19 protein-coding genes are annotated in these 26,368 nt (G+C 71.0%); 13 read left to right on the forward strand and 6 right to left on the reverse strand.

Translation table 11 applies throughout. The features are described 5' to 3' along the window. Positions 1–167: 167 nt before the first annotated feature. The 3 genes from ITJ69_RS15590 (at position 168) to ITJ69_RS15600 (ending at position 5,565) form a co-directional block, all read left to right on the forward strand. The gene (locus ITJ69_RS15590) at positions 168–1,298 is read left to right on the forward strand and encodes an ROK family transcriptional regulator (RefSeq protein WP_194673255.1); all 1,131 of its coding nucleotides are present in this window, start codon (positions 168–170) and stop codon (positions 1,296–1,298) included. A 92-nt stretch (positions 1,299–1,390) separates the two neighbouring features. Further along, positions 1,391–3,406 carry a beta-galactosidase gene (locus tag ITJ69_RS15595; RefSeq protein WP_194673256.1) on the forward strand — a complete coding sequence of 672 codons (2,016 nt, stop codon included), beginning with the start codon at positions 1,391–1,393 and terminating at the stop codon, positions 3,404–3,406. After that, positions 3,403–5,565 carry an alpha-galactosidase gene (locus ITJ69_RS15600; RefSeq protein ID WP_323743128.1) on the forward strand — a complete coding sequence of 721 codons (2,163 nt, stop codon included), beginning with the start codon at positions 3,403–3,405 and terminating at the stop codon, positions 5,563–5,565. Before ITJ69_RS15595 ends, ITJ69_RS15600 begins: the two co-directional genes overlap by 4 nt. Positions 5,566–5,869: 304 nt before the next feature. On the opposite strand, the gene ITJ69_RS15605 is transcribed toward ITJ69_RS15600, so the two are convergent. After that, a complete protein-coding gene (locus ITJ69_RS15605) occupies positions 5,870–8,545 on the reverse strand; it encodes a glycoside hydrolase family 2 protein (protein ID WP_194673257.1) in 2,676 nt (891 codons plus the stop codon). A 117-nt stretch (positions 8,546–8,662) separates the two neighbouring features. Between ITJ69_RS15605 and ITJ69_RS15610 the strand changes: the two genes are divergently transcribed. The 6 genes from ITJ69_RS15610 to ITJ69_RS21020 are packed head-to-tail and all read left to right on the forward strand — an operon-like array spanning position 8,663 to position 16,295. Continuing rightward, the gene (locus ITJ69_RS15610; RefSeq protein ID WP_123340274.1) at positions 8,663–10,348 is read left to right on the forward strand and encodes an ABC transporter substrate-binding protein; all 1,686 of its coding nucleotides are present in this window, start codon (positions 8,663–8,665) and stop codon (positions 10,346–10,348) included. Between the two features lie 34 nt (positions 10,349–10,382). Continuing rightward, complete coding sequence (locus tag ITJ69_RS15615; RefSeq protein ID WP_111086984.1) at positions 10,383–11,372, forward strand: ABC transporter permease; 990 nt, start codon at positions 10,383–10,385, stop codon at positions 11,370–11,372. A 12-nt stretch (positions 11,373–11,384) separates the two neighbouring features. Then, positions 11,385–12,419, forward strand: coding sequence for an ABC transporter permease (locus ITJ69_RS15620; protein ID WP_166673459.1), 1,035 nt, complete (start codon positions 11,385–11,387; stop codon positions 12,417–12,419). Continuing rightward, positions 12,416–13,288, forward strand: coding sequence for an ABC transporter ATP-binding protein (locus ITJ69_RS15625; RefSeq protein WP_181437678.1), 873 nt, complete (start codon positions 12,416–12,418; stop codon positions 13,286–13,288). The genes ITJ69_RS15620 and ITJ69_RS15625 overlap by 4 nt, the downstream gene beginning before the upstream one ends. Further along, on the forward strand, positions 13,285–14,178 hold the full coding sequence (locus ITJ69_RS15630) for an ABC transporter ATP-binding protein (protein WP_194673258.1): 894 nt from the start codon (positions 13,285–13,287) through the stop codon (positions 14,176–14,178). The genes ITJ69_RS15625 and ITJ69_RS15630 overlap by 4 nt, the downstream gene beginning before the upstream one ends. Then, positions 14,175–16,295 carry a glycoside hydrolase family 36 protein gene (locus ITJ69_RS21020; RefSeq protein WP_194673259.1) on the forward strand — a complete coding sequence of 707 codons (2,121 nt, stop codon included), beginning with the start codon at positions 14,175–14,177 and terminating at the stop codon, positions 16,293–16,295. The genes ITJ69_RS15630 and ITJ69_RS21020 overlap by 4 nt, the downstream gene beginning before the upstream one ends. A 206-nt stretch (positions 16,296–16,501) precedes the next feature. Here the strand turns inward: ITJ69_RS21020 and ITJ69_RS15640 are convergent, their stop codons facing one another. The 5 genes from ITJ69_RS15640 to ITJ69_RS15660 form a co-directional block, all read right to left on the reverse strand. Next, positions 16,502–18,154, reverse strand: coding sequence for a DHA2 family efflux MFS transporter permease subunit (locus ITJ69_RS15640; protein ID WP_194673260.1), 1,653 nt, complete (start codon positions 18,152–18,154; stop codon positions 16,502–16,504). A 77-nt stretch (positions 18,155–18,231) separates the two neighbouring features. Then, on the reverse strand, positions 18,232–18,864 hold the full coding sequence (locus ITJ69_RS15645) for a response regulator transcription factor (RefSeq protein ID WP_123340278.1): 633 nt from the start codon (positions 18,862–18,864) through the stop codon (positions 18,232–18,234). Further along, positions 18,861–20,066 (reverse strand): histidine kinase, encoded by a 1,206-nt coding sequence (locus ITJ69_RS21025; protein ID WP_194673261.1) that lies wholly within the window; start codon positions 20,064–20,066, stop codon positions 18,861–18,863. The genes ITJ69_RS15645 and ITJ69_RS21025 overlap by 4 nt, the downstream gene beginning before the upstream one ends. A 53-nt stretch (positions 20,067–20,119) precedes the next feature. Further along, on the reverse strand, positions 20,120–20,929 hold the full coding sequence (locus ITJ69_RS15655; RefSeq protein ID WP_194673262.1) for an ABC transporter permease: 810 nt from the start codon (positions 20,927–20,929) through the stop codon (positions 20,120–20,122). Continuing rightward, the gene (locus ITJ69_RS15660) at positions 20,926–21,765 is read right to left on the reverse strand and encodes an ABC transporter ATP-binding protein (RefSeq protein ID WP_194673263.1); all 840 of its coding nucleotides are present in this window, start codon (positions 21,763–21,765) and stop codon (positions 20,926–20,928) included. The genes ITJ69_RS15655 and ITJ69_RS15660 overlap by 4 nt, the downstream gene beginning before the upstream one ends. Positions 21,766–21,961: 196 nt before the next feature. On the opposite strand from ITJ69_RS15660, the gene ITJ69_RS15665 reads away from it, so the two are divergent. Genes ITJ69_RS15665 through ITJ69_RS15680 form a run of 4 tightly spaced genes read left to right on the forward strand, consistent with a single transcriptional unit; the run spans position 21,962 to position 25,815 of the window. Beyond that, a complete protein-coding gene (locus ITJ69_RS15665; protein WP_166673462.1) occupies positions 21,962–22,315 on the forward strand; it encodes a lactococcin 972 family bacteriocin in 354 nt (117 codons plus the stop codon). A 32-nt stretch (positions 22,316–22,347) separates the two neighbouring features. Next, positions 22,348–24,225, forward strand: a complete 1,878-nt coding sequence (locus tag ITJ69_RS15670) for a hypothetical protein (RefSeq protein WP_194673264.1) — start codon at positions 22,348–22,350, stop codon at positions 24,223–24,225. Then, positions 24,222–24,893, forward strand: a complete 672-nt coding sequence (locus tag ITJ69_RS15675) for an ABC transporter ATP-binding protein (RefSeq protein WP_194673265.1) — start codon at positions 24,222–24,224, stop codon at positions 24,891–24,893. The genes ITJ69_RS15670 and ITJ69_RS15675 overlap by 4 nt, the downstream gene beginning before the upstream one ends. Then, positions 24,880–25,815, forward strand: a complete 936-nt coding sequence (locus ITJ69_RS15680) for a DNA adenine methylase (RefSeq protein ID WP_194673266.1) — start codon at positions 24,880–24,882, stop codon at positions 25,813–25,815. Before ITJ69_RS15675 ends, ITJ69_RS15680 begins: the two co-directional genes overlap by 14 nt. Positions 25,816–26,368 lie beyond the last annotated feature (553 nt).

Below are 26,368 nucleotides of genomic sequence, written 5' to 3' on the forward strand. Positions count from 1 at the left end.
GAAGCTAAGCCTCTCAGCGCCGATGGTACTGCAAGGGGGACCTTGTGGGAGAGTAGGACGCCGCCGGACTTAACGTAGGCAACACCAGGGAACCCCTGACCAGCACTGGTCAGGGGTTTTCTGCGTTTCCGGGCTGAGCCGTAGGATCAGCCGACGACGGAGGAACGATGACCGAAGCCTGGCCGGCACTGCCCGAGGGTTCCCGCTTGGCGCTGCGGGAGATCCTCATCCACGGCACGCTCTCGCGGGCGGAGATCGCTCGGTCGCTCGGGCTGTCGCGCGCGAGCTTGACCCGGGCGATGCGGATCCTCGTGGCACACCGGCTCGTGGTCGAGGTCGGCACCGACGTGCGTGGGGCCACCGGTCGGCCGTCGGAGCTGCTGCAGTCGAGTTCCGGGCAGTGGGAGTTCCTCGGCGTCAAGCTGACCCGCGAACGCCTGTACGCCGCGGTGACCGACCTGGGCGGACGTGTCCTCGCGCTGCACGAGGAGACCGTCCCTTCGACCGTGCCGGAGGACCTGGCTGACCAGATCAGCACCGTGCACGAGCGCCTCCGTGCCGTGCACCCCGCCATCTGCGCCGTCGGGGTCTCCCTGCCCGGTGACGTCCTCACCCGGGGCGGAGAGGCCGTCGTGGCGTCGTCGCCGTTCCTCGGGTGGACCGACGTCCCGTTCGCACGGATGGTCCGGGAGCGAACGGGGCTCGCAGCCTTCACGGCGAACGACGTCCACGCCCTGACCGTCAAGGAGCACTGGTTCGGTGCCGGCGCCGGCCGCGGGTCCATGGCCCTGGTGACCGTGGGCGAGGGGCTCGGTCTCGGGCTCATCGTGAACGGGCAGGTCTCCACCGGCGAGCACGGACGACTCGGTCGGATCGGGCACCTGCCGGTCCTCGGTGGTGGGCCCGACTGCGGCATCGGGCACGCGGGGTGTGCTTCGAGCTACCTGCCGAGTCCGGTGATCGTGCGGAACGCCGGGCGCGAGGGATCGTCGTACGAGCAGGTCGTGGAGCTCGCGCGGAACGGTGACGAGCAGGCCATGGCGGCGTTCGAGGACGCCGGACGAGCACTCGGTGTCGTCCTGGCCACTGCGGTGCACATCGCCGACCCTGCCGCGATCGTCCTGACCGGCGACGGGCTGCCGGTGTACGACCTGGCGCGGACCACGGTGGACGAGTCGCTCCGTGCTGCCCTGGCGCCGTACCGGCAGCCGGTGACCGTCGAGGTGCAGCCGTTCGAGTTCTCGGAGTGGGCGCGAGCGGGGGCGGTCCTCGCGATCCGGCAGCTGCTGGAGACCTGATGCGGCACCACTGACGGTGCGTTAGTTACACACGTTGACAAACACCGCCGGAGACGGGAGGCTGGTGCGGTCCACCCATCGAAGGAGATGCCGTGACCGCTGCCCCCACCGTCCCGTGGCCGACCGACGGCCTGTCGTTCGGCGGCGACTACAGCCCTGAACAGTGGCCGCGCGAGGTCTGGCTCGAGGACGTCCGCCTGATGCGCGAGGCCGGGGTGAACCTGGTCACGATCGGGGTCTTCTCGTGGGCGCTGCTCGAGCGGTCGTCGGGGGAGTACACCTTCGACTGGCTCGACGACGTCATCGCCCTGCTGCACGACAACGGCATCGCCGTGGACCTCGCGACGCCGACCGCCGCCCCGCCGAACTGGCTGCTGACCGCCCACCCCGAGGTGCTGCCGGTGGACGCCACGGAGCGACGGGAGCGCCCGGGCGGACGCCTCGGGTGGTGTGCGGCGTCGACGGTCTTCCGCGAGCACGCCCTGCGGATCGTCGGTGCCCTGGCCGAACGGTACGGTCACCACCCCGCGGTGCGGCTGTGGCACGTGAGCAACGAGCTCGGTGGCGGGAACGGCCGCTGCTACTGCGAGGAGTCGGCAGCGGACTTCCGACGCTGGCTCGCCGACCGGTACGGGGACGTCGACACCGCGAACGCCGCGTGGGGAACGGCCTTCTGGGGGCACACCTACACGTCCTTCGACGAGGTCTCACCCCCGCGTGGCGTCGGCGGCGCACCGAACCCCGGCCTCTTCCTGGACTTCGAGCGGTACTCGTCCGACGCCCTGCTCCGGCACTTCGACGCCGAGAAGGCCGTCATCGAGCAGCACTCGGACGTCCCCGTCACGACGAACTTCATGGTCGGTGCGGGATCGCAGGTCGTCGACTACGCCGCGTGGGCGAAGCACGTCGCGATCCCGGCGAACGACCACTACACGCTCGTCGACGACCCGCACCGCGAGCAGGACCTCGCCCTCGCCGCTGACCGGATGCGCGGCATCACCGCCGGCCGCACCCCGTGGTTGCTCATGGAGCACTCGACGGGCGGCCCGAGCTGGCAGCAGCGCAACCGGGCGAAGGAACCGGGCGAGATCCTGCGCAACTCGCTCGTGCACGTCGCCCGCGGGTCCGACGGCGCACTGTTCTTCCAGTGGCGGGCCTCCACCGCGGGGGCCGAGCAGTTCCACTCCGCGATGGTCCCGCACGCCGGCACCCGCACCCGGATCTGGCGCGAGGTCGTCGCGCTCGGCCGGGCACTCCGTGACCTCGCCCCCGTGCAGGGCAGTCGCGTCGAACCGGCCCGGGTCGCGATCGTCGTCGACGAGCCGTCCGGCTGGGCACTGCAGTCCGGACTGAAGCCGCACCGAGCGCTGCGGTACTCGCGGGAACTCCGAGCCTGGTACGCCGCGTTCCACGACCGACAGGTGCTCACCGACGTCGTGCCCTCGGATGCCGACCTCGACGGCTACGACGTGGTCGTCGTCCCCACGATGCTCATCGTCGACGACGCCACCGCCGCACGGATCGCCGCGGTGGTCGACCGCGGCGCGACCCTCATCGTCACCTACCTGTCCGGCGTCGCCGACGAGACCGCCCGCATCCGCGCCGGCGGCTACCCGGGCGCGTTCCGGCAGGTGCTCGGCGCCTGGAGCGAGGAGTTCACCCCGCTGCAGCGCGACGAGACCCGCACGCTCGACGACGGCGGCACCGTGACCGACTGGGCCGAGGCCGTCGTGGTCGACGACGCCGACGTCGTGCTCCGCTACACGGACGGGCCGCTCGCGGACCGCGCAGCGGTCACCCGCCGCGCCGTCGGCGGCGGCGCCTGGTACGTGTCCGCGATGCTGCCTGCCCAGAGCACCCAGCGGCTCGTGGACCGGGTCGTCGAGGAGCGCGCGCTCCCGCGGACGGTCACCGCGCCTCCCGGCCTGGAGGCGGTGCGCCGCGTCCACGACGACGGATCCGTGTTCCTGTTCCTCGTCAACCACCGCGCGGACGACGTGACGGTCGTCGCGTCCGGTACGGACCTGCTCGACGGCTCCGGCCACGGGCCGGAGACCGTCGTGCCCGCCGGTCGCGTCCGCGTCCTGCGCGAGGAGCGTGCGTCGTGACCGTCGTGGACCGCGATCCGGCGCCGGCGCGCGCACTCGACGGACGGCAGGTGCAGGTCCTGCGCGGCGGCGGGGTGTCGCTCGTGCTGGCGACCGCCGACGACGGGCTGCCCGAGGTGCTGCACTGGGGCCGCGACGTCGGACCCGTCACGGACGGCGACGGCGCCGAACTGCTGCTCGCGCTCGGACGGCCGCTCGGACCGAGCGCCCTCGATGCAGCCTGGCCACTGACCGTGCTGCCGACCGAACGCGACGGGTGGGAGGGACGACCCGCGATCGCCGGGCACGTCGACGGGCTGCCGCTCGTGCCGCGGTGGCGCGACGTCGAGGTGACCGCGGAGCCGGGCGCGCTGGTCGTGACCGCGGTGTCCGACGAACTGCTGCTGCGGAGCGCCTTCCGGCTCGACGCCGCGGGGGTGCTGCGCGTCGGGCACACCGTGACGAACGGGGCCGCCGTTCCCGTGCACCTGCAAGCGCTCGAGGCGACGCTGCCCGTCGACGAACGGGTCGGCGAGGTGCTCGACCTGGCCGGACGCTGGACCCGGGAGCGCACCCCGCAGCGCCGGACCCTGACCGCCGGCAGCCACGCACGGGAGAGCCGCCGCGGTCGCACCGGCCACGACGCCCCGACGCTGCTCGTGCTCGGGACGCCGGGGTTCTCGGACGCTTCCGGTGAGGTCTGGGGTGTGCACCTGGCCTGGAGCGCCGACTCGGTGCACCGCCACGACCTGCTCGCCGAGGCGCGACCGCTGCTCGGTGCCGGGGAACTCCTGCGCGCCGGCGAGGTGGTCCTCGGGCAGGGGGAGTCCTTCGCCGCGCCCGACGCCGTCTTCGTGTGGAGCGACGCCGGGCTCGACGGCCTGTCCGACCGGCTGCACGACTCACTCCGCAGCCGCCCCGGTCACCCGAAGCGCCCCCGGCCGGTGGTGCTCAACACGTGGGAGGCCGTCTACTACCGGCAGGGCCTCGCGCCCCTGGTCGCCCTGGCCGAGACCGCTGCGGACATCGGCGTCGAGCGGTTCGTGCTCGACGACGGCTGGTTCCTCGGGCGGCGCTCGGACTCGACGTCGCTGGGGGACTGGCGCGTCGACCCGACGGTGTGGCCGGACGGCCTCGGGCCGCTCGTCGACCGGGTCCGCGGACTCGGCATGGAGTTCGGGCTGTGGTTCGAGCCCGAGATGGTGAGCCCGGTCTCCGAGCTCGCGGCGGCGCACCCCGAGTGGCTGCTGCAGCGCCCCGAGGACGACGTCCGCACCTGGCGGAACCAGTACGTGCTCGACATGGCGAACCCGCTCGCGCGGGCGTACGTGCTCGAGGCGATGTCCGCAGTCATCGGGGCGCACCACGTCGACTTCGTGAAGTGGGATCAGAACCGTGACATCGTGCACGCGGTCCACGCCGGACGCGCCGGCATCGACGCGCACACCCGAGGGGTCTGGACGCTGATGGACGCCCTGCGCGCCCGGCACCCGTGGCTCGAGATCGAGGCGTGCGCGAGCGGCGGCGCCCGGGTGGACCTCGGCGTGCTGGAGCGCACCGACCGGGTGTGGCCGTCGGACTCGAACGACGCGTTCGAACGCCTGCCGATCCAACGCTGGACCGAGGCACTGCTGCCGCTCGAACTGATCGGCTCGCACGTCGGCCCCGAGGTCTCGCACACCACCGGCCGGCACCTCGACCTGGACTTCCGGATGGCGGTGTCGCTGTTCGGGTCCGCCGGCATCGAGACCGACGTCACCCGACTGTCCCCGACGGAGCTCGACCGGCTGCGGGCGTGGACGGCGTTGTACAAGCGGGAGCGTGGGCTGCTGCACACCGGCCGGCTGCGGCACCTGGAGCTCGGCGACCCCGGGCTCGTGGCGACCTCGGTCGTGGCCGTCGACCGGTCGCGGGCACTGGTGCGGGTCGCACGGACCGAGACCGGGCCGCAGTCGCTGCCGGTGCCCTTGCGGATGCGGGGGCTCGACCGGGCGCGGCGCTACCGGCTCGCCCCGGTCACGGGGCTGCGGGTGCCGCACGGACTCGACATGGTGCCGCCGGCGTGGCTCGTGCGCGGGCACCTGGAGCTGTCGGGTGCGGTGCTCGAGGACGTCGGGGCGCGGCTGCCGCTGCTGGCCCCCGCGACCGCCATCGTGTTCGAGCTGCACGCCCTCGACTGACGCGACCCTGCCTGCCGCCGTCGGCCTGCCTGCCGCCGTCGGCCTGCCTGCCGCCGTCGGCCTGCCTGCCGCCGACGGCCGGCTGCCGTCGGCCGTCGGCCGTCGGCCGTGGTCGGGCAGGCGCGGCCGGCGAGCGGGCGGAACATCCCGGTTCGTGGCGTGCGCACGCGGGTGTTTCGCCCGCTCGGCGGGACGGCGCGGCCGTACTGGTGTGCTGACGGTTCTGGTTCGCGATCTCGCAGGATCGTGAACCAGAACCGTCACGCCGCTGGCAGAACCCGTCCCCGCCCGAGCGCGGCCCGTGTCAGGGGAGGAGCGAGCCCGCGTGGCGGAGGACGAGCGGGCCGACGAGCGCCTCGGGGTCGATACCCGGCACACCCGTCACCGTGAAGGTCACCGACTCGCCGGCCAGCAGGGACACGAGGCCGTCGTCGACCCGAGCGGCCGGGTCCACGCGGTCCGGGAACAGCGAGACGTCCCGCGTGTAGGACGTCGCCGTCACCATCACGACCGCCCCGTCGTCCGTCGCCGTGACCGACGCGGACAGCGGCGAGCGGGCGAGCACCTGGTCGACGGCCTCGGCGAAGTCGAACACCGTGCGGGTTCCGGCTCCGGTGACGACGAGCACCTCGGACCCGGCGTCCCCGGGCACGGCGAGCGAGGCCGGCAGCGAGACCCGGTCGGCGTCGGCGGGTGCGGCGGCCAGCGAGAACGACGACGAGTCGAGCACCGTGCCGTCGAAGGCGACGCGGGCGACCGTGACCTCGTCGGCGACCGGCGCCCCGGACGCGTTCACGAGCACGACGTCGAACCCACCAGCAGCGCCGGCGGCGCCCGCAGCCCCGGCAGCAGACGGCTGCACGGTCAGCAGCACCGGCTGGTAGGCCTGCCGCACCGCGTACCAGACCGGCTTCCGGATGCCCGCGTGGTCGACGAGCGCCCAGGAAACCACGGGCCAGTCGTCGTTGAGCTGCCAGACGATCATGCCGGTGTTGTCGGGCGTGCGGGACCGGAACCACTCCATGCCGAAGCGGATCGCGTGCGCCTGGTTGAGCTGCGCGGCGAAGTGCCAGTCCTCGATGCTCGTCGGCGTCGGCAGGTGCCCGCGCATGCCGTCGGCGAGCTTCCGGTTGCCCTGGTCGGCCTTCTGGTGCACGAGCATCTCGTGGCCGTCGGGGTCGAGCGGCTCGTCGTGCACCACGGCGGTGAGGGTCGACCAGGCGGGCGGCCCCTGGAACCCGAACTCCGCCACGAACCGCGGGTTCCAGTCGGCGTAGGCGCGGTAGTCGAGCCGGTTCCAGACGTCCCAGATGTGCACGCTGCCGTTCCGCTCGTCGTTCGGCGTCAGGTACTCGTCGAACGAGAACGGGCTGCCCGGCGTGTACGGACGGGTCGGGTCGAGCTCGGCGACGATGGAGGGCAGCAGCGAGCGGTAGTAGCCGTTGCCCCAGGTCCGGCCGACGAGCGACGGCCGCCAGCCCCACTCGGCGTACGCGACGAGGTTCTCGTTGTTGCCGTTCCACACCACGAGCGACGGGTGCGGGCTGAGCCGGGTGACGGCTTCGCGGACCTCGGGCTCGACCTCGTCGGCCAGCCAGGGCTCCTCGGCGTAGGCGGCGCAGGCGAACAGGAAGTCCTGCCAGACGAGCACGCCGAGCTCGTCGCACCGGTCGTACAGGTCGTCGGACTCGTAGATCCCGCCGCCCCAGATCCGGAGCAGGTTGACGTTCGCCTCGATCGCGTCGTCGATCCGGTCGGCGTAGCGCTCGGGCGTCATCTCGGTCAGGTACGCGTGGTCGGGGATCCAGTTCGCGCCCCGCACGATCACCGGCCGGTCGTTCACCCGGAGCAGGAACGGGGCTCCGCCGGCGTCGGCGGCGGTGTCGAGCGTCACGGTGCGGAACCCGACGCGGCCGGTCCAGACGTCGTCGCCGACCTCGACCCGGACGTCGTACAACGGCTGGTCGCCCTCGCCGCGCGGCCACCAGACGGCGACGTCGGGGACCTCGAGCCGCACGACGGCGGTGCCGTCGACGACGGCGCGCACGCTGGTGACGGACGTCGCGCCCGGCGCGGACGGGCGGCCGGGAGGCACGGTGCCGGACCCGACGGACGTCGCCGCCGCCTCGGTGCCGCTCGCGCCGGGGGCGGACGTGCTCTGCTCGGCCAGGGCGGCGCCGTGGCCGTCGGCCCCGCCGGGGGTGACGTGCGGGGTCAGGGTGACCCGCGCCTCCAGGCCGGCCCGGCCCGACACCCCTGCGACCGGAGCCGACCCGATGTGCTGGGAGAAGGCCCCGGTGGAACCTGCGGACTCGACGTCGACGTGCGCGGTGAGCACGCCGGTGGTGCCGTCGACGTCGACGAGGGGGCGGACGGCCGCGATGCGGGCGCCGCTCCACGACTCGATGCCGATCGACTTCCAGATGCCGCTCGTGGCGACGTCGATGCCCCAGTCCCAGCCGAAGTTCGACGCGTTCTTGCGGAGCGCGTTGTACGGGTGGTGGTTGACGTGGGGGAGTTCGCCGCCGTGCAGGGCGGACAGTCGCTCGGCCGCGGGGACCGGGGCGTCGAAGGTGATCACGAGCTCGTTCGTGCCGGGGCGCAGCAGGTGCCCGACGGGGAACCGGTACGCGCGGTGCTGGTTCGCGGTGGTGGCGACGACGATGCCGTTCAGCTCGATCGTCGCGAGGGTGTCGAGCCCCTCGGCGACGAGGTCGTGGCGGGCGTGCGTGGTCGGGCCCGTGCCGGTCTCGCCCGACCACGCGAAGGTGCGGCGGTACCGCCACACCGTGTCGCCGATCCACTGGGTCGCAGCCTCGTTGTCGCCGTCGAACGGGTCGGGGATCCGGCCCGCCCGCAGCAGGTCGGTGTGCACGCAGCCGGGGACGATCGCGGCGACCGGCTCCCGGTGCGCATCGGCCTGCGCCGGGCCGTGCACCGCCTCGACCGTCCACGTGCCGTCCAGGGTGGTCCGCTCCATTGCGTCTCCTCAATCGTGACGGGGCCGTGACCCGACCCCTTGACCGCCTTAGTTTACGCGTGTAACAATCACGCTCACAACGTGGATCCTGCGACGACGCAGACCGAGAGGACAACGATGTTCAACCCAACCCGTTCACGGCTCGCCATCGGCGCCGCCGTCCTCCTCGCCGCCGGCCTCGCGCTGAGCGGCTGCAGCGCGAGCGGCAACGCCAGCACGAAGGACGACGCCGCCTCGACCCTGGTCGCCTACACCGGACAGTCCGGCGACTACCAGATCAACTTCAACCCGTGGTCGCCGTCCAACATCGGCGGCGTCGGCACGATCTACGAGTCGCTGTTCTTCATCACCAACGTCAACACGAACGACCCGAAGCCGCTGCTCGGCAAGTCGTACGAGTGGAACACCGACGGCACGCAGCTCACCATCACGCTGCGCGACGGGGCGACCTGGAGCGACGGCGAGCCCTTCACCTCGAAGGACGTCGTGTTCACGCTCGACATGCTCAAGAAGCAGAAGGCCCTGAACTCGATCGGCTACGACGGCACCGCGAAGGCCGACGGCGACTCCAAGGTCGTCGTCACGTTCGACAAGCCGTCGTTCGTGCTCGGCCCGAACCTGCTCGGCAAGACCTGGATCGTGCCCGAGCACCTGTGGAAGGACATCGACCCGACCACCGACGTCGTGCGCGAGCCCGTCGGCACCGGTCCGTACACGCTCGGCACCTTCAAGGCGCAGGCCTTCACCCTCGAGGCGAACAAGAAGTACTGGGACGGCGCCCCGGCCGTGAAGACCATCCGCTACCTGTCGCTCTCCGGCAACACCGCCGGTGCCGACGCGCTCAAGCAGGGCTCGATCGACTGGCAGACCGGCCCGGTGCCGAACATGGACGACATCGCCGGCAACTACAACGGCTACGACGGCATCACCGTCGGGCAGAACCAGATGGCGCTGCTCACCTGCGCGAACACCGACCTCGGCTGCACCGGCCCGCAGACCGACCCGGCCGTGCGTCACGCCATCGCCGACGCGATCAACCGCAAGCAGCTCAACTCGCTGGCGTTCGAGAACACCGCGAGCGAGATCTCGCCGACCTTCGCGCTCACCACGACGCAGAAGGACACCATCTCGAAGGACATCGAGCCGGCCGTGATGCCGGAGACCGCCGACAAGGCCGCCGCCGCGTCGTCGCTCGAGGGCGCCGGGTGGAAGAAGGGCTCGGACGGCATCTACGCCAAGGACGGCAAGAAGCTGTCCCTGACGGTCGAGGTCGTCACCGGCTGGACCGACTACATCACCGCGATCGACACGATGACGCAGCAGCTCAAGGCCGCGGGCATCGAGCTCAAGGCGCAGCAGTCGTCGTGGAACGAGTGGACCGACAAGAAGACCAAGGGCAACTTCGAGCTCGCGATCGACTCGCTCGGCCAGGGCCCGACGGCGAACCCGTACTACCTGTACAACAACTACTTCACGACGGCGAACACCGCGAAGGTCGGTGCAGCAGCCCCGATGAACATCTCGCGGTACAGCAACCCCGACGTGGACAAGGCCATCGCGAAGCTCGCCACGATCAACCCCGAGGACACCGCCGCGACGCAGCCGGAACTCGACACGATCCAGCAGCACATCGTCGAGGACCTGCCGTACATCCCCGTGATGACCGGCGGCACGACGAGTGAGTTCCACGCGGCGAAGTTCACCGGCTGGCCCACGAAGGACGACCTCTACGCCTTCCCGGCGGTCTGGGCGAGCCCGGACAACGCCGAGATCTTCAAGGCACTGAAGCCGGCGAAGGGCTGACCACGATGGGATCGCGACCGAGGAGCACTCGACGATGACCTACTTCCTGCGCAAGATCGGCTTCTACATCGTCGCGCTGTGGGCGGCACTGACGCTGAACTTCATCATCCCGCGGCTGCTGCCCGGGAACCCGGTGGACATCCTGCTCGCCAAGCTCCAGCAGCGCGGCGGGCAGGTGACCCCGGCGACACGGCAGGCGTACGAGCTGCTCCTCGGTGGCGATTCCTCGGAGCCGCTGATCTCCCAGTACGGCCACTACCTGGTCAACGTGTTCCGCGGTGACCTCGGGGTGTCCGTCAGCTACTTCCCGGCCCCCGTCACCGAGGTCATCGCGAGCTCGCTGCCGTGGACCATCGCCCTGGTCGGCATCGCCACCATCCTGGCCGCCATCATCGGCGTCGGCCTCGGGGCCTTCGTCGGCTGGCGTCCGGGCACCTGGCTCGACTCGTTCGTGCCGGCCACCACCCTGCTCGCCGCGGTGCCGTACTTCTGGCTCGCGCTGATCCTGGTGTACTTCTTCGCCACCGGCATCCACCTGTTCCCGGCGCAGGGCGGCTACGACGTGATCCTCACACCGGGGTTCAACTGGGACTTCATCGCCTCCGCGATCCAGTACGGGGTGCTGCCCGCGGTGACGATCGTGCTCGCATCGCTCGGCGGCTGGCTGCTCGGCATGCGCAACATGATGGTGTCGACGCTGTCCGAGGACTACATCACCACCGCCCAGGCCAAGGGGCTGTCCGACGGCAAGATCCTGCGGAACTACGCCGCCCGGAACGCCGTGCTGCCCTCGGTCGCCGGGTTCGCGATCTCCCTCGGGTTCATCGTGTCCGGCTCCGTCGTCACCGAGCAGGTGTTCTCGTACCCGGGCATCGGGTCGAAGCTGCTGTCCGCCGTGACCAACAACGACTACGCGCTCATGCAGGGGATCTTCCTGTTCATCACCCTGGCGGTCCTCGGCGCGAACCTCGTCGTCGACCTGCTGTACGGGCTCATCGACCCGCGGACGCGGGCGCGGAGCTAGGGAGGACACGCCATGACCAACATCCAGCAGGACACCGAACCCACCATCGGCGCACTCGCCGAAGAGGCCGACGCCGGGTCGACGCGGAGCATCGCCACGGCCCGCTCGACACGACCGAAGGGCGGGATCCGCCGATTCCTGCCGACCCTGACCCCGTGGCTCATCACGGGCATCGCCCTCGTCGCCGGCGTCACGCTGTTCGGCGTCGTCGGACCGCTGCTCGTCGGCGACCCGACCACCATCCGCGACTCCGGACTGCAGGGACCGAGCGGCGAGAACCTCCTGGGGACGACCCAGACCGGGCAGGACGTCCTCGCCCAGCTCGCCTACGCCACCCGGGGCAGCCTGCAGATCGGCCTGATCGTCGGCGTCCTCGCCACGGTGCTGTCCGCGTTCTTCGGGATCCTGGGCGCCTACCTGGGCGGGATCATGGACGAGGCGTTCTCGCTGTTCTCGAACGTGTTCCTCGTCATCCCCGGCCTGCCGCTCGTCATCGTCATCTCGGGCCTGGTCCCGCGCGAGGCCCGCGGGCTCTGGACCATCGCCGTCGTCCTCGCGATCACCTCGTGGGCCGGGTCCGCCCGGGTCCTGCGGGCGCAGACGATGTCGATCCGCAACCGCGACTACGTCTCCGCCGCCCGTGTCGCCGGTGAACGACCCTGGCGGGTCATCGCCGTCGAGATCCTGCCGAACCTGCTGCCCGTCCTGGCGTCGCAGTTCGTGTTCGCGGTGATCGCCGCGATCCTCGGAGAAGCGGGGTTGTCGTTCCTCGGCCTCGGGGCGTCGAACTCGTCGACGCTCGGCACCATGCTCTTCTACGCCCAGAACGGCTTCGCGCTGGCGAACGGCGCCTGGTGGTGGTTCGTGCCGCCCGGCCTGCTCATCGCCCTGCTCGGCATGGGCCTGTCCCTGGTGAACTTCTCGATCGACGAGGTCATCAACCCACGACTGGCGAACGTGCGTGCCCAGCGGCGGCGCGAACGTCGCGCCAAGCGGGCTGCCCGCGCCTCGCGTTCCGCGCGCACCACGAAGGAGTTCGTCCGATGAGTGCCGAAGCCGTGCTGACGATCGACCACCTCGACGTCGTCTACGAGACCGAACACCCCGTGCACGCCGTCAAGGACGTGTCGCTCACCCTGGCACCCGGCGAGATCCTCGGGCTCGCGGGGGAGTCCGGCTGCGGCAAGACGACCCTGGCCTACGCGATCACCCGGCTGCACCGACCGCCGGCCAAGGTCGCCTCGGGCAGCATCACGTTCCACGACCGCGACGGCACCGACATCGACCTGCTCGGGCTGCCGCACGAACAGCTGCGGGCCGTGCGCTGGTCGAAGCTGTCGATGGTGTTCCAGGGCGCGATGAACGCCCTCAACCCCGTCACCACCATCCGGGCGCAGCTCGACGACGCCCTGAAGGAACACCGGCGCGACCTGGGCCGCAAGGAACGGCGCGCGATCGCCGAGGACGCCCTGAGCCGCGTCGGCGTCGATCCGTCCCGCATCACCGCGTACCCGCACGAGCTGTCCGGCGGCATGCGGCAGCGCGTGATGATCGCGATGGCGATGCTGCTCGAGCCGCAGATCATGATCATGGACGAACCCACCACCGCACTCGACGTCGTGGTGCAGCGCGAGATCCTGCGCGAGATCGTCCGCCTGCGCGACGAGCTCGGGTTCGCCGTCGTGTTCATCACGCACGACCTGCCGCTGCTGCTCGAGATCAGCGACCGGATCGCGATCATGCTGCGCGGCGAGGTCGTCGAGTGCGACCGGGCCTCGGTCATCCAGCACGACCCGAAGCACCCGTACACGCAGAAGCTGCTGCAGTCGTTCCCGAGCCTGTCGGGGGAGCGCGGCGCGTTCATCCGCTCCGGCGTCGACGACCACGCGGCCGCCGTCCACGAGGAGATCCGATGACCAGCGTGACCGTCAGCCACCTCGGCAAGGACTTCCACACCCGCAAGGGCCTGAAGCGCACGACCCTTCATGCCGTCGACGACGTGTCGTTCGAGCTGCTGCCCGGGAAGACCGTGGCGTTGGTGGGGGAGTCCGGCTCGGGCAAGTCCACCATCGCCCGGATGCTCGCCAAGCTCGAGAACACCACCCGCGGCTCGATCGACGTGCGGCTCGAGGACGGCACACCCGTCGTCGGCAGCATGTACCGCCGGCACGTGCAGATGGTGTTCCAGGACCCCTTCGCGTCGCTCAACCCGTTCCACTCGATCGAGCACCACATCGCCCGGCCGCTCCAGCTGCACCACCGAGCCCGGGGCGCCGACGAGACCGCCGAGAAGGTGCGGGAACTGCTCGGCCGAGTCAACCTCGACGAGGACTTCGCGAGCCGCCGCCCGCACGAGCTCTCCGGTGGACAGCGGCAGCGCGTCGCCATCGCCCGTGCACTCGCCCCCGGGGCCCAGGTGCTCATCGCCGACGAACCGGTGTCGATGCTCGACGTGTCGATCCGGCTCAGCGTGCTCAACCTGATGGGCCGCCTGCAGCGCGAGGACCATCTCGCCGTGCTCTACATCACGCACGACCTGGCGACCGCACGGCACTTCTCCGACGAGATCCTGGTGCTCTACCGCGGCCGGGTCGTCGAACGCGGGCCGTCCGACGCCGTCATCCTCGACCCGCAGCACGACTACACCCGACTGCTCGCCGAGGCCGCCCCCGACCCGGAGCGCATCGACCGCAAGGTGACCTCGGGCAGCGCTCTCGACCGCTCGAAGATCGACAACACCACCTGCTACGACCACGGCGTCGGCGCGTGGGTGTCGAGTGAGCCGGCACCGGTCGGCGCACGGTGAGCGGAGTCTTCGCCGACTGGGTCACCCCGGGTTTCTCGGCACGGTTCCGGATCGGCGCCGACCAGCCGGCCGCCCTCGTGTCGTTCGCGGCGAGCGGTGGAGCGCGCGCCGACGGGGCGCTCCTCGATGGGCCGGCGGACCCGCAGCCCCTGGTGGAGCTGACGACGATCGGACACGGGCGGTTCCCGGGCGGGTTCCGGCACGTGGACTCCACGATCGGGGCGCGACTGCGACCCGTCTCCTGGCGTGGGTCCGATGACGCGACCGATCCGTGGTTCCGGATCGTGCAGGCGGACGTGGCCACGGGCCTCCAGGTCGAGTCGGTGTTCCGGGCGCGCGCCGACGTCCCGGGCTTCCAGACGTGGACCGAGGTGTCCGCCGACGACGGTGAGCACGTCGTGGACTTCGTCTCGTCGTTCGCGACCGGGGCGTTCCTGACCGACTCCGGGGTCGGCGTCGACGACCTGGCCCTCGTGCACGCGGACAACGACTGGGCCGCCGAGAGCCGGTGGCGGACCGATCCGCTGCGGTCGATCGGACTCGCGGCGATCGACCGCGAGGCGCAGCACCACCCGCCCCGCAGCCGCGCCGTCGTGCAGAACCGAGGGTCGTGGTCGACCGGCGAGGCGCTGCCGATCGGCGTGCTGACGCCTGCTGCGTCCGCTGGTGCTGCGCCCTACGCGCTCGTCTGGCAGGTCGAGCACAACGGGCCGTGGCTGTACGAGCTCGGCGAGACCCGACGGCACGCGTACGTGCTGCTGAGCGGGCCGACCGACCAGGAGCACCAGTGGACGGCGGTCGTGGCTCCGGGGCAGCCGTTCGTGTCCGTGCCGGTCTCGGTGGGGATCGCCGGCTCGGTCGGTGGGGCGTTCGAGGTGCTCACGGCGCAGCGTCGGGCGTTCCGGCACGTGCGCGAGGCCGATCGCGCCCTGCCGCTCGTGTTCAACGACTACATGAACACGCTCATGGGCGACCCGACCACCGAGAAGCTGCTGCCGTTGATCGACGCCGCTGCCGACGCCGGAGCGGACCTGTTCTGCATCGACGCCGGCTGGTACGCCGAGGGGCACTGGTGGGACACCGTCGGGGCGTGGGAGGAGGCCGCGTCGCGGTTCCCGACCGGGCTCGGGTTCGTCATCGACCACATCCGGTCGCGGGGGATGCAGGCCGGGCTGTGGCTCGAGCCCGAGGTCATCGGCATCCACTCGCCGCTGGCCGCGACCCTGCCGGACGATGCCTTCGTCCACCACCACGGGGTACGGGTCGCCGAGCACGGACGGCACCTGCTCGACCTCCGGTCACCGGCCGCTCGGGCGCACCTGGACTCCGTCGTCGATCGACTGGTCGGGTCGCTCGGGGTCAGCTTCTTCAAGATGGACTCCAACACGATGACGGGGCCGTGGGACGGCTCGGTCTCGGCCGGCAGAGCGCTGCTCGACTGGCTCGACGACGTGCAGGCCCGGCACCCGTCGCTCCTCATCGAGAACTGCGCCTCGGGAGCGATGCGCGCCGACTCCGCGATGCTGTCCCGGTTGCACATGCAGTCGACCTCGGACCAGCAGGACCCGGTGCTGTCGGCGTCGATCGCAGCCGCTGCCCCCGCCGCGATGCTGCCCGAGCAGGCCGGGAACTGGGCCTACCCGGCGCCGTCGATGTCGCCCGACCTGTTCGACCTGTCGCTCGTGAACGGGGTGCTCGGGCGGATGTACCTGTCGGGCTACCTCAACGAGATGTCGTCGGCGCAGCGTGCGGTGGTCGGGGACGCCATCGCCGCACACCGGACAGTGCTCGAGGTCATCGAGTCGTCGGTGCCGGAGTGGCCGCTCGGGCTGCCGGCATGGGAGGACCCGTGGCTCGCGCTCGGCTTGCGCGCGCCCGGCGGGGACCTCTACCTGTCGGTGTGGTCGCTGCCCGGTGCGTCGGGATCGGTGTCGTTGCCGCTGCCGGGCTTCGCCGGGCGGCCGGTCGTCGTCGAGCCGCTGTTCCCCACGGCGCTCGGGTCGTGGTCCGTGGCGTGGGACGCCGCCTCGGGCTCGCTCGAGGTCGCCAACGGCGGGGCGACCCCCACAGCGCGGGTGCTCCGCGTCCGACCGGAGGGGGCGGACGCGGAGCACTGAGCGGGGCGCGCGTCGCGATGGCAGGGCGCGCGTCGGAGCGGACGGGAGGCACGGTGCAGGCAGGCGCCGCGCCTCCCGTCCCGTCGGTGGTCGCGTCCACGGCACGGGGGACGCGGGTTCGTGTCCGGCCGGTGACGGTTCTGGTTCAGGATCCTCGGGGATCGTCAACCAGAACCGTCAGGAGCGGTGCAGGAAGGGGCCCCCGGTCAGGCGCGGGTCTCGTGGTCGGCGTCGGCGTCGGTTTCGGCGTCGGCGTCGGCTTCTGAGTCGTCGTCGGGGCGGCGCGGGGCGCGGAGCCGCAGGGTCGCACCGAGGCCGATGACCAGGAAGCCGGCGGCCGAGAACGCGGCGGCGCGGGTGCCGTCGGAGAACGCCTCGGCGGCGTCGGCGCGGGTCTGCCCCTCGAGGCCGGCGATCGCTCCGCCCGAGGACTGCACCACGGTGTCGGCGATCTGCTCGGACTGGGCGGTCGAGACGCCGGCGTCCTGCAGGCGGTGCTCCAGGATGCTGCCCGTCGAGGTGAACAGCACCGTCCCGAGGACCGCGATGCCGAGCGCCGAACCGATCTGGCGCGCGGTGCTCTGGGCGCCGGAGGCCTCGCCGCTGCGCTCCACGGGGACGTCCTGCAGCACGACGCCGGTGAGCTGGGCCGTCGCGAGTCCGACGCCGAAGCCGTAGACGAACAGGCACGGGACGATCGCCCACCACGGGGTCGACGAGGTCACGACGAACCCGATCGCGGCGACCCCGACGATCTCGGCGCCGATGCCCATCCGCACGATCGGCAGCGCCCCGATCCGCTGTCCGACCGTGGCCGCGAACCCGCTCGCGACGAACGACCCGATCGCCAGGGCCAGCAGCACGAAGCCGGTCTGCAGCGCCGAGTAGCCGAGGACGTTCTGCAGCCAGAGGGGCAGCGACAGGATGATGCCGAACTCGCCGAGCGACACGATGAGCGCCGCGATCGAGCCGTTCCGGAACGAGCCGATGCCGAACAGATCGAGGGCGATGAGCGTCGACCGGCCCGCACGCTGCCGGCGCCGGGAGCGGACGACGAAGGCCACCCCGGCAGCGATCGCGATCACGAACGCGACGGGGATCGGCGAGACCGGGCCGTCCCACGACCACGAGCCGATCGTGAACCTTGTCGACGACGGAGTCCACCAGCCGTAGGTGCGACCCTCGATCAGCCCGAAGACCAGCGCAGCGCTCGCGATCACGGACAGCACGGCGCCGACGAGGTCGATGCGGCCGGTGTGCTCGGCGTCGCGCGATTCCCGCACGGCGACCGCGAGGCCGACCAGGATGACCGCCACGATCGGGACGTTGATGCCGAAGGCCCACCGCCACGAGAAGTCCGTCGTCAGCCAGCCGCCGAGCAGCGGACCGACCGCCACCATCCCGCCGATCGTGGAGCCCCACACCGCGAAGGCGATGCCGCGCTCCCGGCCGGTGAACGTCACGTTGAGGATCGACAGCGTGGTGGGCAGGACCATCGCGCCACCGACACCCTGCAGCACGCGGGACGCCACGAGCAGTTCGCCCGTCGGGGACAGCGCCGCCAGGACCGACGCCACCGCGAACAGGATCACGCCGATGGTCAGCAGGCGTCGGCGACCGAAGCGGTCGGCGACGGCACCGAAGACGAGCAGCAGCGCGGCGAAGACCAGCGTGTAGCTCTCCTGCACCCACTGCACGAGCGTCGAACCGATGTCGAGGTCGGCGACGATGCTCGGGATCGCGACGTTCACGATCGTGGAGTCGACGATGATGAGCGCGACTGCCAGGCTGATCACGACCAGACCGATCCACCGGCGGCGATCCGGGGTGCTGGTGGGAGCTGCGGCTGCGGCGCTCATGTGCGTGTCCTCTCAGATGATCAGCATGCTGACTACCCGACGGTACACCCGCTCCCGATGACCGGCGCACCGGGGGATCAGGGGAGCAGGCGGAGCTCCATCGCGCGGGTCACGGCACGGGTGCGGTCGTTGACGCCGAGCTTCTCGAACACGTGCCCGAGGTGCGTCTTCACCGTCGTCTCGCTGAGGAACAGGGCGCGGCCGATCGCCGGGTTCGAGTTGCCCTGGGCGACGAGCTGCAGGACCTCGAGTTCGCGCGGGGTCAACGACGGGCCAGCAGCCACGGCCGACGAACCCGTTGCTCGTCGGACCAGCGCAGCGGCAGCCGAAGGGGCCAGTGCCGTCTCGCCCCGCGCCGTCGCCCGCACCCCGGCGAGGATCTCGGACTCCGGGGCCGCCTTGAGCAGGTAGCCGGTGGCCCCGGCCTCGATCGCCGCGAGGATCTGGTCGTCGGACTCGTACGTCGTCAGGATCAGGACGCGGACGCCCGGCTCGGCCGCGAGGATCTCCGCCGTCGCCGCATCGCCGTCGAGCTCCGGCATCCGGAGGTCCATCAGCACGACGTCGGGGCGCTCGGCCAGCACGACGGACACCGCTGCTCGGCCGTCGCTGGCCTGGCCCACCACGTCGATGTCGTCGGCGTCCTGCAACAGCGCGACGATGCCCGAGCGGACGATGGGGTGGTCGTCGGCGACCACGACGCGGATCACCGGCTCGCCTCCGCCACGGGGTGGCGAACGGCGGACGGGAGGCCCGGTGCGGCTCCGGTGGGCAGGGTTGCTTCGACGACGGTGCCCCGGCCCAGGGCGCTCGTGATCGTGCAGGTACCGCCAGCGAGGGCGAGGCGCTCCCGCAACCCGCGCAGACCGTGCCCGGCGGTGGGCTGCTCGGGGTCGAACCCGGTGCCGTCGTCGGTGATCCGCAGCACCGTGTGCCCTTCATCGGGGAACAGACGGACCTGCACGGAGGCTGAGCCAGCGTGGGCGCGGACGTTCGAGAGGGCCTCTTGCGCGACCCGCAGCAGGACCACCTGCGCATCACGGTCCAGCACGCAGTCGGACGCGGCGTCGACCGTGACCAGCGTCCCCGTTTCGCGGGTGTGCCGTTCGGCGAGACGGTGGAGGGCGCCGGCGAGGCTGTCGCGGGTCATGCCGGCGGCTCCGGCTGCGACGAGAGTGCGCGATTCCTCGAGGGCGGCGCGGGCGGACTCCTCGAGGACGGTGAGTCGTTCTTCCAGCGCGTCGGAGCGGTCGTTCGCCAGGTCGCCGCGGGCCCGTTCGGTGAGCATGACGATCCCGGCGAGGTTCTGCGCGACGGTGTCGTGGATCTCGCGGGCCAGACGCTCCCGTTCGCTCGCGACGCCCGCCGTGCGGTTCGCGTCGGCGAGGGACTGCTGGGTGGCGCGGAGTTCCTCGACGAGCTGGCGGCGCTCCTCGGACAGGCCGGCGACGCTCGAGATCCACACGCCCATCGCACAGGCGCCGATCACGCTGATGCCCTCGATGAGCAGGGTGCTGACCAGCGCGTCCGGGCCGCTCGACAGTTGCAGGCCGATGCCGCTCGCGAGCCCGACGGCGATGGACAGCAGGACCGCGGTGCGGACGCGCTCCGTCTGCACCCACACGAGCGGGAACACGATGCACTGCACGAACGCGGTGCTCGGGACGACGGCCGGCAGCACCAGGGCGGCGGCGATGACGAGCGGCAGGAACGCGGCGGCGGCTCGGGGGCTGTCGTAGCCGCGGTGCCCGTACCCGATGTACGCCACGACGAGTATTGCGACTGCGAGGTACGCGGGCCAGCGGGTCGACCACGGGGACCAGCCGAGCGCGGTGATCACGGCGGTGAGGAGCATCGTGCCCGCGAAGAACACGTGCAACCACCGGTTGCGCACCCACGTCTCGCCGCTCATGACCACAGCATCCCATCGATGCAGGACCGCGGAGCGGTTCTCCACAGGCCCCATCAGGCGTCCTTGCGGTTCCAGCGGAAGGTGAGGGCGCAGGCCACCGTGCCCCCGACCAGCCACGCGACCAACACGAGCGTTCCGAGGGCGAGGTGCCACGCGCCTCCCGGCTCGGCGGACGCGAACGCGTCGGGCAGGAAGACGGACCGCATGCCGGACGCCATCCAGCGCAGGGGGAAGACGGACGCGACGTTCTGCAGCCAGTCCGGCAGCTGCGTGAAGGGGAGATAGACGCCGGAGATGAACTGCAGGACCAGGACGATGGGGACGATCGTGGCGGTGGCGCGGCGGCCCTCGCGGGGGAGCGCCGAGATCGCGATGCCGAGGACGCAGCTGGTGGCGATGCCGAGGACCATCACGCCCGCGAAGACGCCCCAGTTGCTCGCGTCGGTCGGCAGGTCGACGCCGAACACCAGGCTCGCGATCCCGAGCAGCAGCGCCGTCTGCACGATGGTGGTGACGAGGACCATGCCGATCTTGCCGACGAAGTAGCTCAGGACCGGCAGGGGTGTGCCGCCGAGGCGCTTGAGCGTGCCGTCGCTGCGTTCGGTCGCGATGTCGACGCCGAGGGACTGGGTGCCGGAGAGCAGGATGCCCGTCGCGACCAGGCCGGGCAGGTAGTAGGTGGCGTAGTCGACGCTGACCGGTCGCCCGTTGCTGGCGACGGCGCGGATCGGGTCGGCGTCCGCGAACGCCACCGAGAACAGCGCCAACATGATGATCGGGAAGAGGAACGTGAAGAAGACGGCGTCGGGGGCGCGGAAGTAGGAGCGGATCTCGTAGGAGATGCGGCTGGTCGCGGTGTTCACTGCTGGCCCACCATTCCGAGGTAGACGTCCTCGAGGGACGGGCGGATGACTTCGAGGTCGTGCATGGCCGTGGTGCTGCTGCGGACGAGCGCGGTCGGGTCGGTCGTCCGCTCGTCGTGCAGGTCGCCGGCGTCATCGCGCCAGCGGACTCGTGGTGTGCGTGCTGCGGCGCCGCCGATCTCGTCGATCGGGGCGATGTCGAGCAGCTTCCCGTCCGCGATCACCGCTGCCCGGTCGGCGAGCTGGGCGGCCTCGTCGAGGTAGTGCGTGGTGAGCAGGATCGTCGTGCCCTCGGACTGCACCTGGCGCAGGAGGTCCCAGAACTGGCGGCGGGCCTCGGGGTCGAAGCCCGTGGTCGGTTCGTCGAGGAACAGGACCTCGGGGCGGCCGATGATGCCGAGGGCGACGTCGACGCGGCGGCGCTGGCCACCGGAGAGTCGGGCGATGCGGGTGTTGCGCTGGTCGGTCAACCCGACGGCCGCGAGGAGTTCCTCGGTGCTGCGGTGCTTCGGGTACAGCGTCGCGAAGTGGTTCAGCTGCTCGGCAACGGTGACGTTCGGGGACTCGGCGCTGGTCTGCAGGACGATGCCGATGCGTGCGTTGTGGCTGCGGCTTGTGTGTGCGGGGTCGTGACCGAGGACGCGGACCTCGCCGGTGGTGCGGGAGCGGTACCCCTCGAGGATCTCGACCGTCGTGGACTTGCCGGCGCCGTTCGGGCCGAGGAGGGCGAAGGTCTCGCCGGGCTGGATGACGAAGCTGACGTCGTCGACGGCGACCTTGCCGGTGGCGTACTGCTTGCTGAGGTGCTGGACCTCGATGGCGGGGGACTCGGGCATGGGTCCAGCCTGGCCGGTGGGGCGCCGCGGGGCATCGGTGGGGGCGGTGGTGCTGCATCCTCCGATCGGGGGATGGCGTGGGAAGGGCGCAAGCATGTCGTATTCGAGATATCCGGAACTTCAGATTCTGGCGCCGCTCTGCTTGGCTCGGTGCGGGGCCGACGCGGCCCCCGTTCCCCAGCAGAAAGGCCCTTCCATGAAGCGCTTCGGAAAGCTCTCGGCCGTCATCGCGGCGGCAACGCTGTGCGGTGTCCTCGGCGCCGGTGTCGCACAGGCTGCTCCGGATGACGCAACCGCCAGTGGCGGCAGCGCGTCCGCCGACGACCTCGGTACCGACGCCACGACCGTCGTCGGCGGCGGCACGTGGTCGTACGGCGTGATCGGCCACCAGGTCGTCTCCGCCTACGACAACCGTCGGTACACCCACAGCACCTCGGTCAAGTCCTCCGGCGTGACCAAGTCGTCGGGACGGATCGCGAAGGGCAAGATCGCCGGCGCGAGCCGCCCGAAAGCACTGTGGGGCAACCAGGCCTTCTGGGCGATCTACTGATCCGGAACTTCGCGGCCGCCACCGTCCTCGCGGTGGCGGCCGTACCGCTCCTGCTCGTCGGCTTGATCGTGTTCGTGGTCGGGAGTGGTGAGGCGAGCGGGTACCTCACCGGCCGGACGACGATCGACATGGTCGACCTGCCGCTCGGTCCGACCAAGCAGGAGCACATCCAGCAGCTCACGGAACTGGCCGAGGACCACGACGTATCGCTCGCCCTCGTCGTGCCGGATCGTTCCGGCGCGCCGAGCACCGTCACCGCGTACTCGTTCGCCGGCTCCGTCCCAGCGCCGGTGTTCTGGGGAAACGTCGTCGACCGGCCGGCGAGCGACATCGGTGACGCCGTCATCGTCTGGTCGTACGCGGTCGACGGATCGGCCGTGCAAGTCGGTGCCTTCCTCGACGCATTGCGCACTGCGGGGTTCGAGTTCGTCGACGCGACCCCGACGGTCCGCGTACTGGCACCAGCGGTGATCGGGCAGCCCGGCGTCCTGGCGATCGTGGCGTGCATCGCGCTCGGAGTCGTCATCGCCGTGGTCGCGGAGTCGGACCGGCGGGACAGCCGACAGCGGCTCCGCGGACTCGCCGGATGGTCACCGAGGCGCATCGCCGCTCGTGAAGCCCTCGAGACAGCGGGGCTGCTCGTCGTCTGTTCCCTGGTGGTGTGTGGGGCGCTCGCCGTCTACTTGCTCGTCCGCGGGGCATCGCCGACGATCTGGTCGTTCAGCGTCGGGCTCGCCGGAGTGATGGTCCCCGCCGCCTTCGTCGGTGTCGTCGGACTCCACGTCGTCTGCTCCGTCGTCGGCCGCCGCAGGTGGACGAGCCTCGCGGCCCCGGTCTGGCGCCCGACCGTCGTGGCACTGTGCGGTGTCGCACTCGTCAGCATCCTGACCGTGAGCACGAGTGGCCTCGTCGAGCAGGGGCGGACGGCCTCCGAGCTCGAGCGATCGCTGCGTTCCGAGGCCGCCGACGGCGACGACGTGGTCCTGGGCGTCGGGATGGCCTCAATCGCCGACGAGGACGCGTTCGGGCGCGTTGCGCTGGCTGCCCTCGCCACCGGCACCGCCGAGCTGGCGCAGACGACGTTCATGCAGGACGCGCTGCTGGTCGCCGGAGACCGGGCGGAGCAGCTGGTCGGGGACGACCGTGACGGTGTCACCGTGCTGGTCCCCGAGTCGATGGCGACCGACATCGACGCGATCGCCGACGGCGTGCGGGAGAGCTTCGACGACGGCTGGGAGGTGGACGACGACCAAGCGCCCCGAGTCGTCCCGATCCACACCGAGGTCGTCGGATCGACCGCACCGATCGTCGCCGCCGCTGACCGCTGGATCGATTGGGTGCTGCCACGCACCACCACCGGCGCGGACGTGCCCGTCATCGTGGTGACCGACGTGCGGGACCTGCCGCCGAACCGACTCGGCACCGCGACCCGGAACGGCGAGGTCCGGTTCGCCGACCGGACCGCGCTCGTCCAGCAACTCACGGACGCTGACCTGCTCGACGTCGTCACGCAGATCAACCGAGTCGGTGCCGTGCTCGAACGAGCGCTCGCAGCCGTCCGGACATCCCGCGCCGTCATCCTCGCCGCTTCGACCGGGACGGTGCTCGCGATCCTGTTCGCTGCCGCCACCCTGATCGCCGATCACCGGACGCGGCATCGACGAGCAGCACGGCTGCGATTCCTGGTCGGCCGGCATCCCGCGGTGCAGCACGCGCGGTTCGTGCTCGTCGCGAGCGGCATCGCCGCCGGGACCACCGCCGTGACCATACTCGTCGGCGACGACGGCACCGGTGCCGGCAGCGGCGCCTTGCTCGCTGCCAGCACGGCCGGGGCAGTCGGCGTGCTCACCGCAGTCGCGCTGTCCGTCCTGCTCGCCGCCACACACCACCGAGAGAGGCCACGCCGATGACCGAGCACCAGCGACTCAGCATCGAGGGGATCGGCTACGACATCGCCGGGCGGACGCTCTGGAACGACATCACGTTCCAGCTCGGCGCCGGACAGGCCCTTGCCCTGCGCGGACCGTCCGGACAGGGGAAGAGCACGATGCTCCGCTGCCTCGCCGGGTTGGAACGACCGCCGCGGGGTCGGGTCGTCGTCGACGGCACTGACCTGCACACGGCGAGCGAGGGGGAGCGGCGTGGACTGCGCCGAGACACCATCGGCCTCGTCGTGCAGGACCACGCCGTCGTGCCGGAGTGGACCGTTGCCCAGAACCTGCGGGTGCTGCGGCCCCGTGGCGTCACCCGGGCGGCACGCAGCGATCGGATCGACGAGGCGCTGCTGATCGTCGGGCTCGGTGGTCGGCGGGATGCTCGTGCTGGGACGATGAGCGGCGGCGAACAGCAGCGAGTGGCCGTCGCACGAGTGCTGGCGCAGCGGCCACGACTCGTCCTCGCCGACGAGCCCACCGCGTCGCTCGACACCGAGAGCGCGGCGCGCGTCCGCAGCGGTCTCGACGCGCTGCGTGCATCGGGCAGCGCTGTCGTCGTGGCGACCCACGACCCGGCGCTCATCGCGTGGGCCGGTGCAGAACGGTCACTCATCCGGCTGGGGAGCGACCATGGACGTCCGTGAGACCACGCTGCAAGCTGCGGTGGGCGCGCACCTGGCGGGGACCCACATCCGCAGGGCACACCGGGTCCTGCAGGGGAGTGGCACCGTGGCGCCGGGGTTGCGCTGGCCGGACGCCTCGGACGGCCGCGATCCCCGGGCCGACCTCGAGGCCGAGGGCCGCGCGTCTTATGCAGGTCATTACTTCTCGCCCCACCAGGCTTCGGTCTTCGATGGGCTGTATGACGCGCTTCCTACCTCTCCGAACGAACGAGACGTGCTGCTGGCAGCTCTACTCGCTACTGCGTCTGACTGTGCCGCGGCACCCGGGCACACGGCTCAACCGTTCCAGCCCACTACTACGGCGCTGCCCCATATTGTCGCGGCTTGGCGTATTGACCCCTTAGCCCGCGTCCGCCGGTACATCGAGGACCTCACCGCTGTGGTGCCAAGACGTCAGGGATGTGCGGCGAAGACTACCGCGGAGGAGTTTCTGAATGATGCGGACTTGCGCGGTGCGGTTGTATTCTGCGATCCGCCCTATTCCGAGGTGCAGTACAGTCGTTTCTATCATGTTTTGGAAGGAATGGCGGTCGGTGGCTGGCCGAGCGTCAGCGGTTCCGGAAGGGCTCCGGAGCTCTCCTTGCGTTTCACGTCTGCGTTCAGTTCAAGGCGGCATTCGACAGCCGCATTTGCAGCGCTTTTTGAAAGCCTGCGCAAGTCCGGAGCGACAGCGATTCTCACATTTCCGAATCATTTGTGCTCAAACGGTCAGAGCGCGGCAACTTTAGCGACCCTTGCGGCGGAACAGTTCGATGTGAACATCCAGCTCCTCGACGGTCGTCATAGCTCGCTCGGGGCAAATGCATCGTCGTTGGGTGGACGTGTGGCGCACAGAGACGTAGCGGAGGCGGTGCTAGTTCTGCGCCCGCGGTCGAAGCGGTAGGACGTCCTATATGCGGGGCTCCGCTGACGCCGATCTCGGCGGGAGCCCGGCGAACCTCTCCCGCGAGTGCTTCAGCCGGACCATGGTCTTGGCGGCACCGGAGTGGTTCCCGACTGGGACGTTCAGTGCTTCGAAGATCGACGCGTGCACAATGGGGCGCCGGTGCCGTCGAGCACGACGATGTGGTCCCGTCGTACGATTCGAGCTCCGACCCGCGTGATCTGTCAGCGCCGGGTCGCCCACGTGATTGCCGTCCGCACCAGCGGTCGCAAGCGACGGCGCCTCGAACAGAGGCGGCGGGTTCCGCTGCTGCTCGACCGCTCGCAGCCCCTCGTCGATCGGCCCAGATCGCTTCGCATTGCCCGCGAAGAATGCGCCGACTGGTCAACCTTCGTAACGAGCGAACGCATCATTCGCCGCGACCGCGACCGCGAGGACGACGAGAGATCAGCCAGTCCCTCGAGCGAGAGTTGTGCGTGCATTCGACGTCGAGGCCGGCGGATGGCTCGAGGTCGGAACGTGCCCGCGTTGAGCGCTCTCGGAAGAACGGAAG

This window comes from Curtobacterium sp. VKM Ac-2887 (assembly GCF_015350935.1).
GTDB lineage: Bacteria > Actinomycetota > Actinomycetes > Actinomycetales > Microbacteriaceae > Curtobacterium.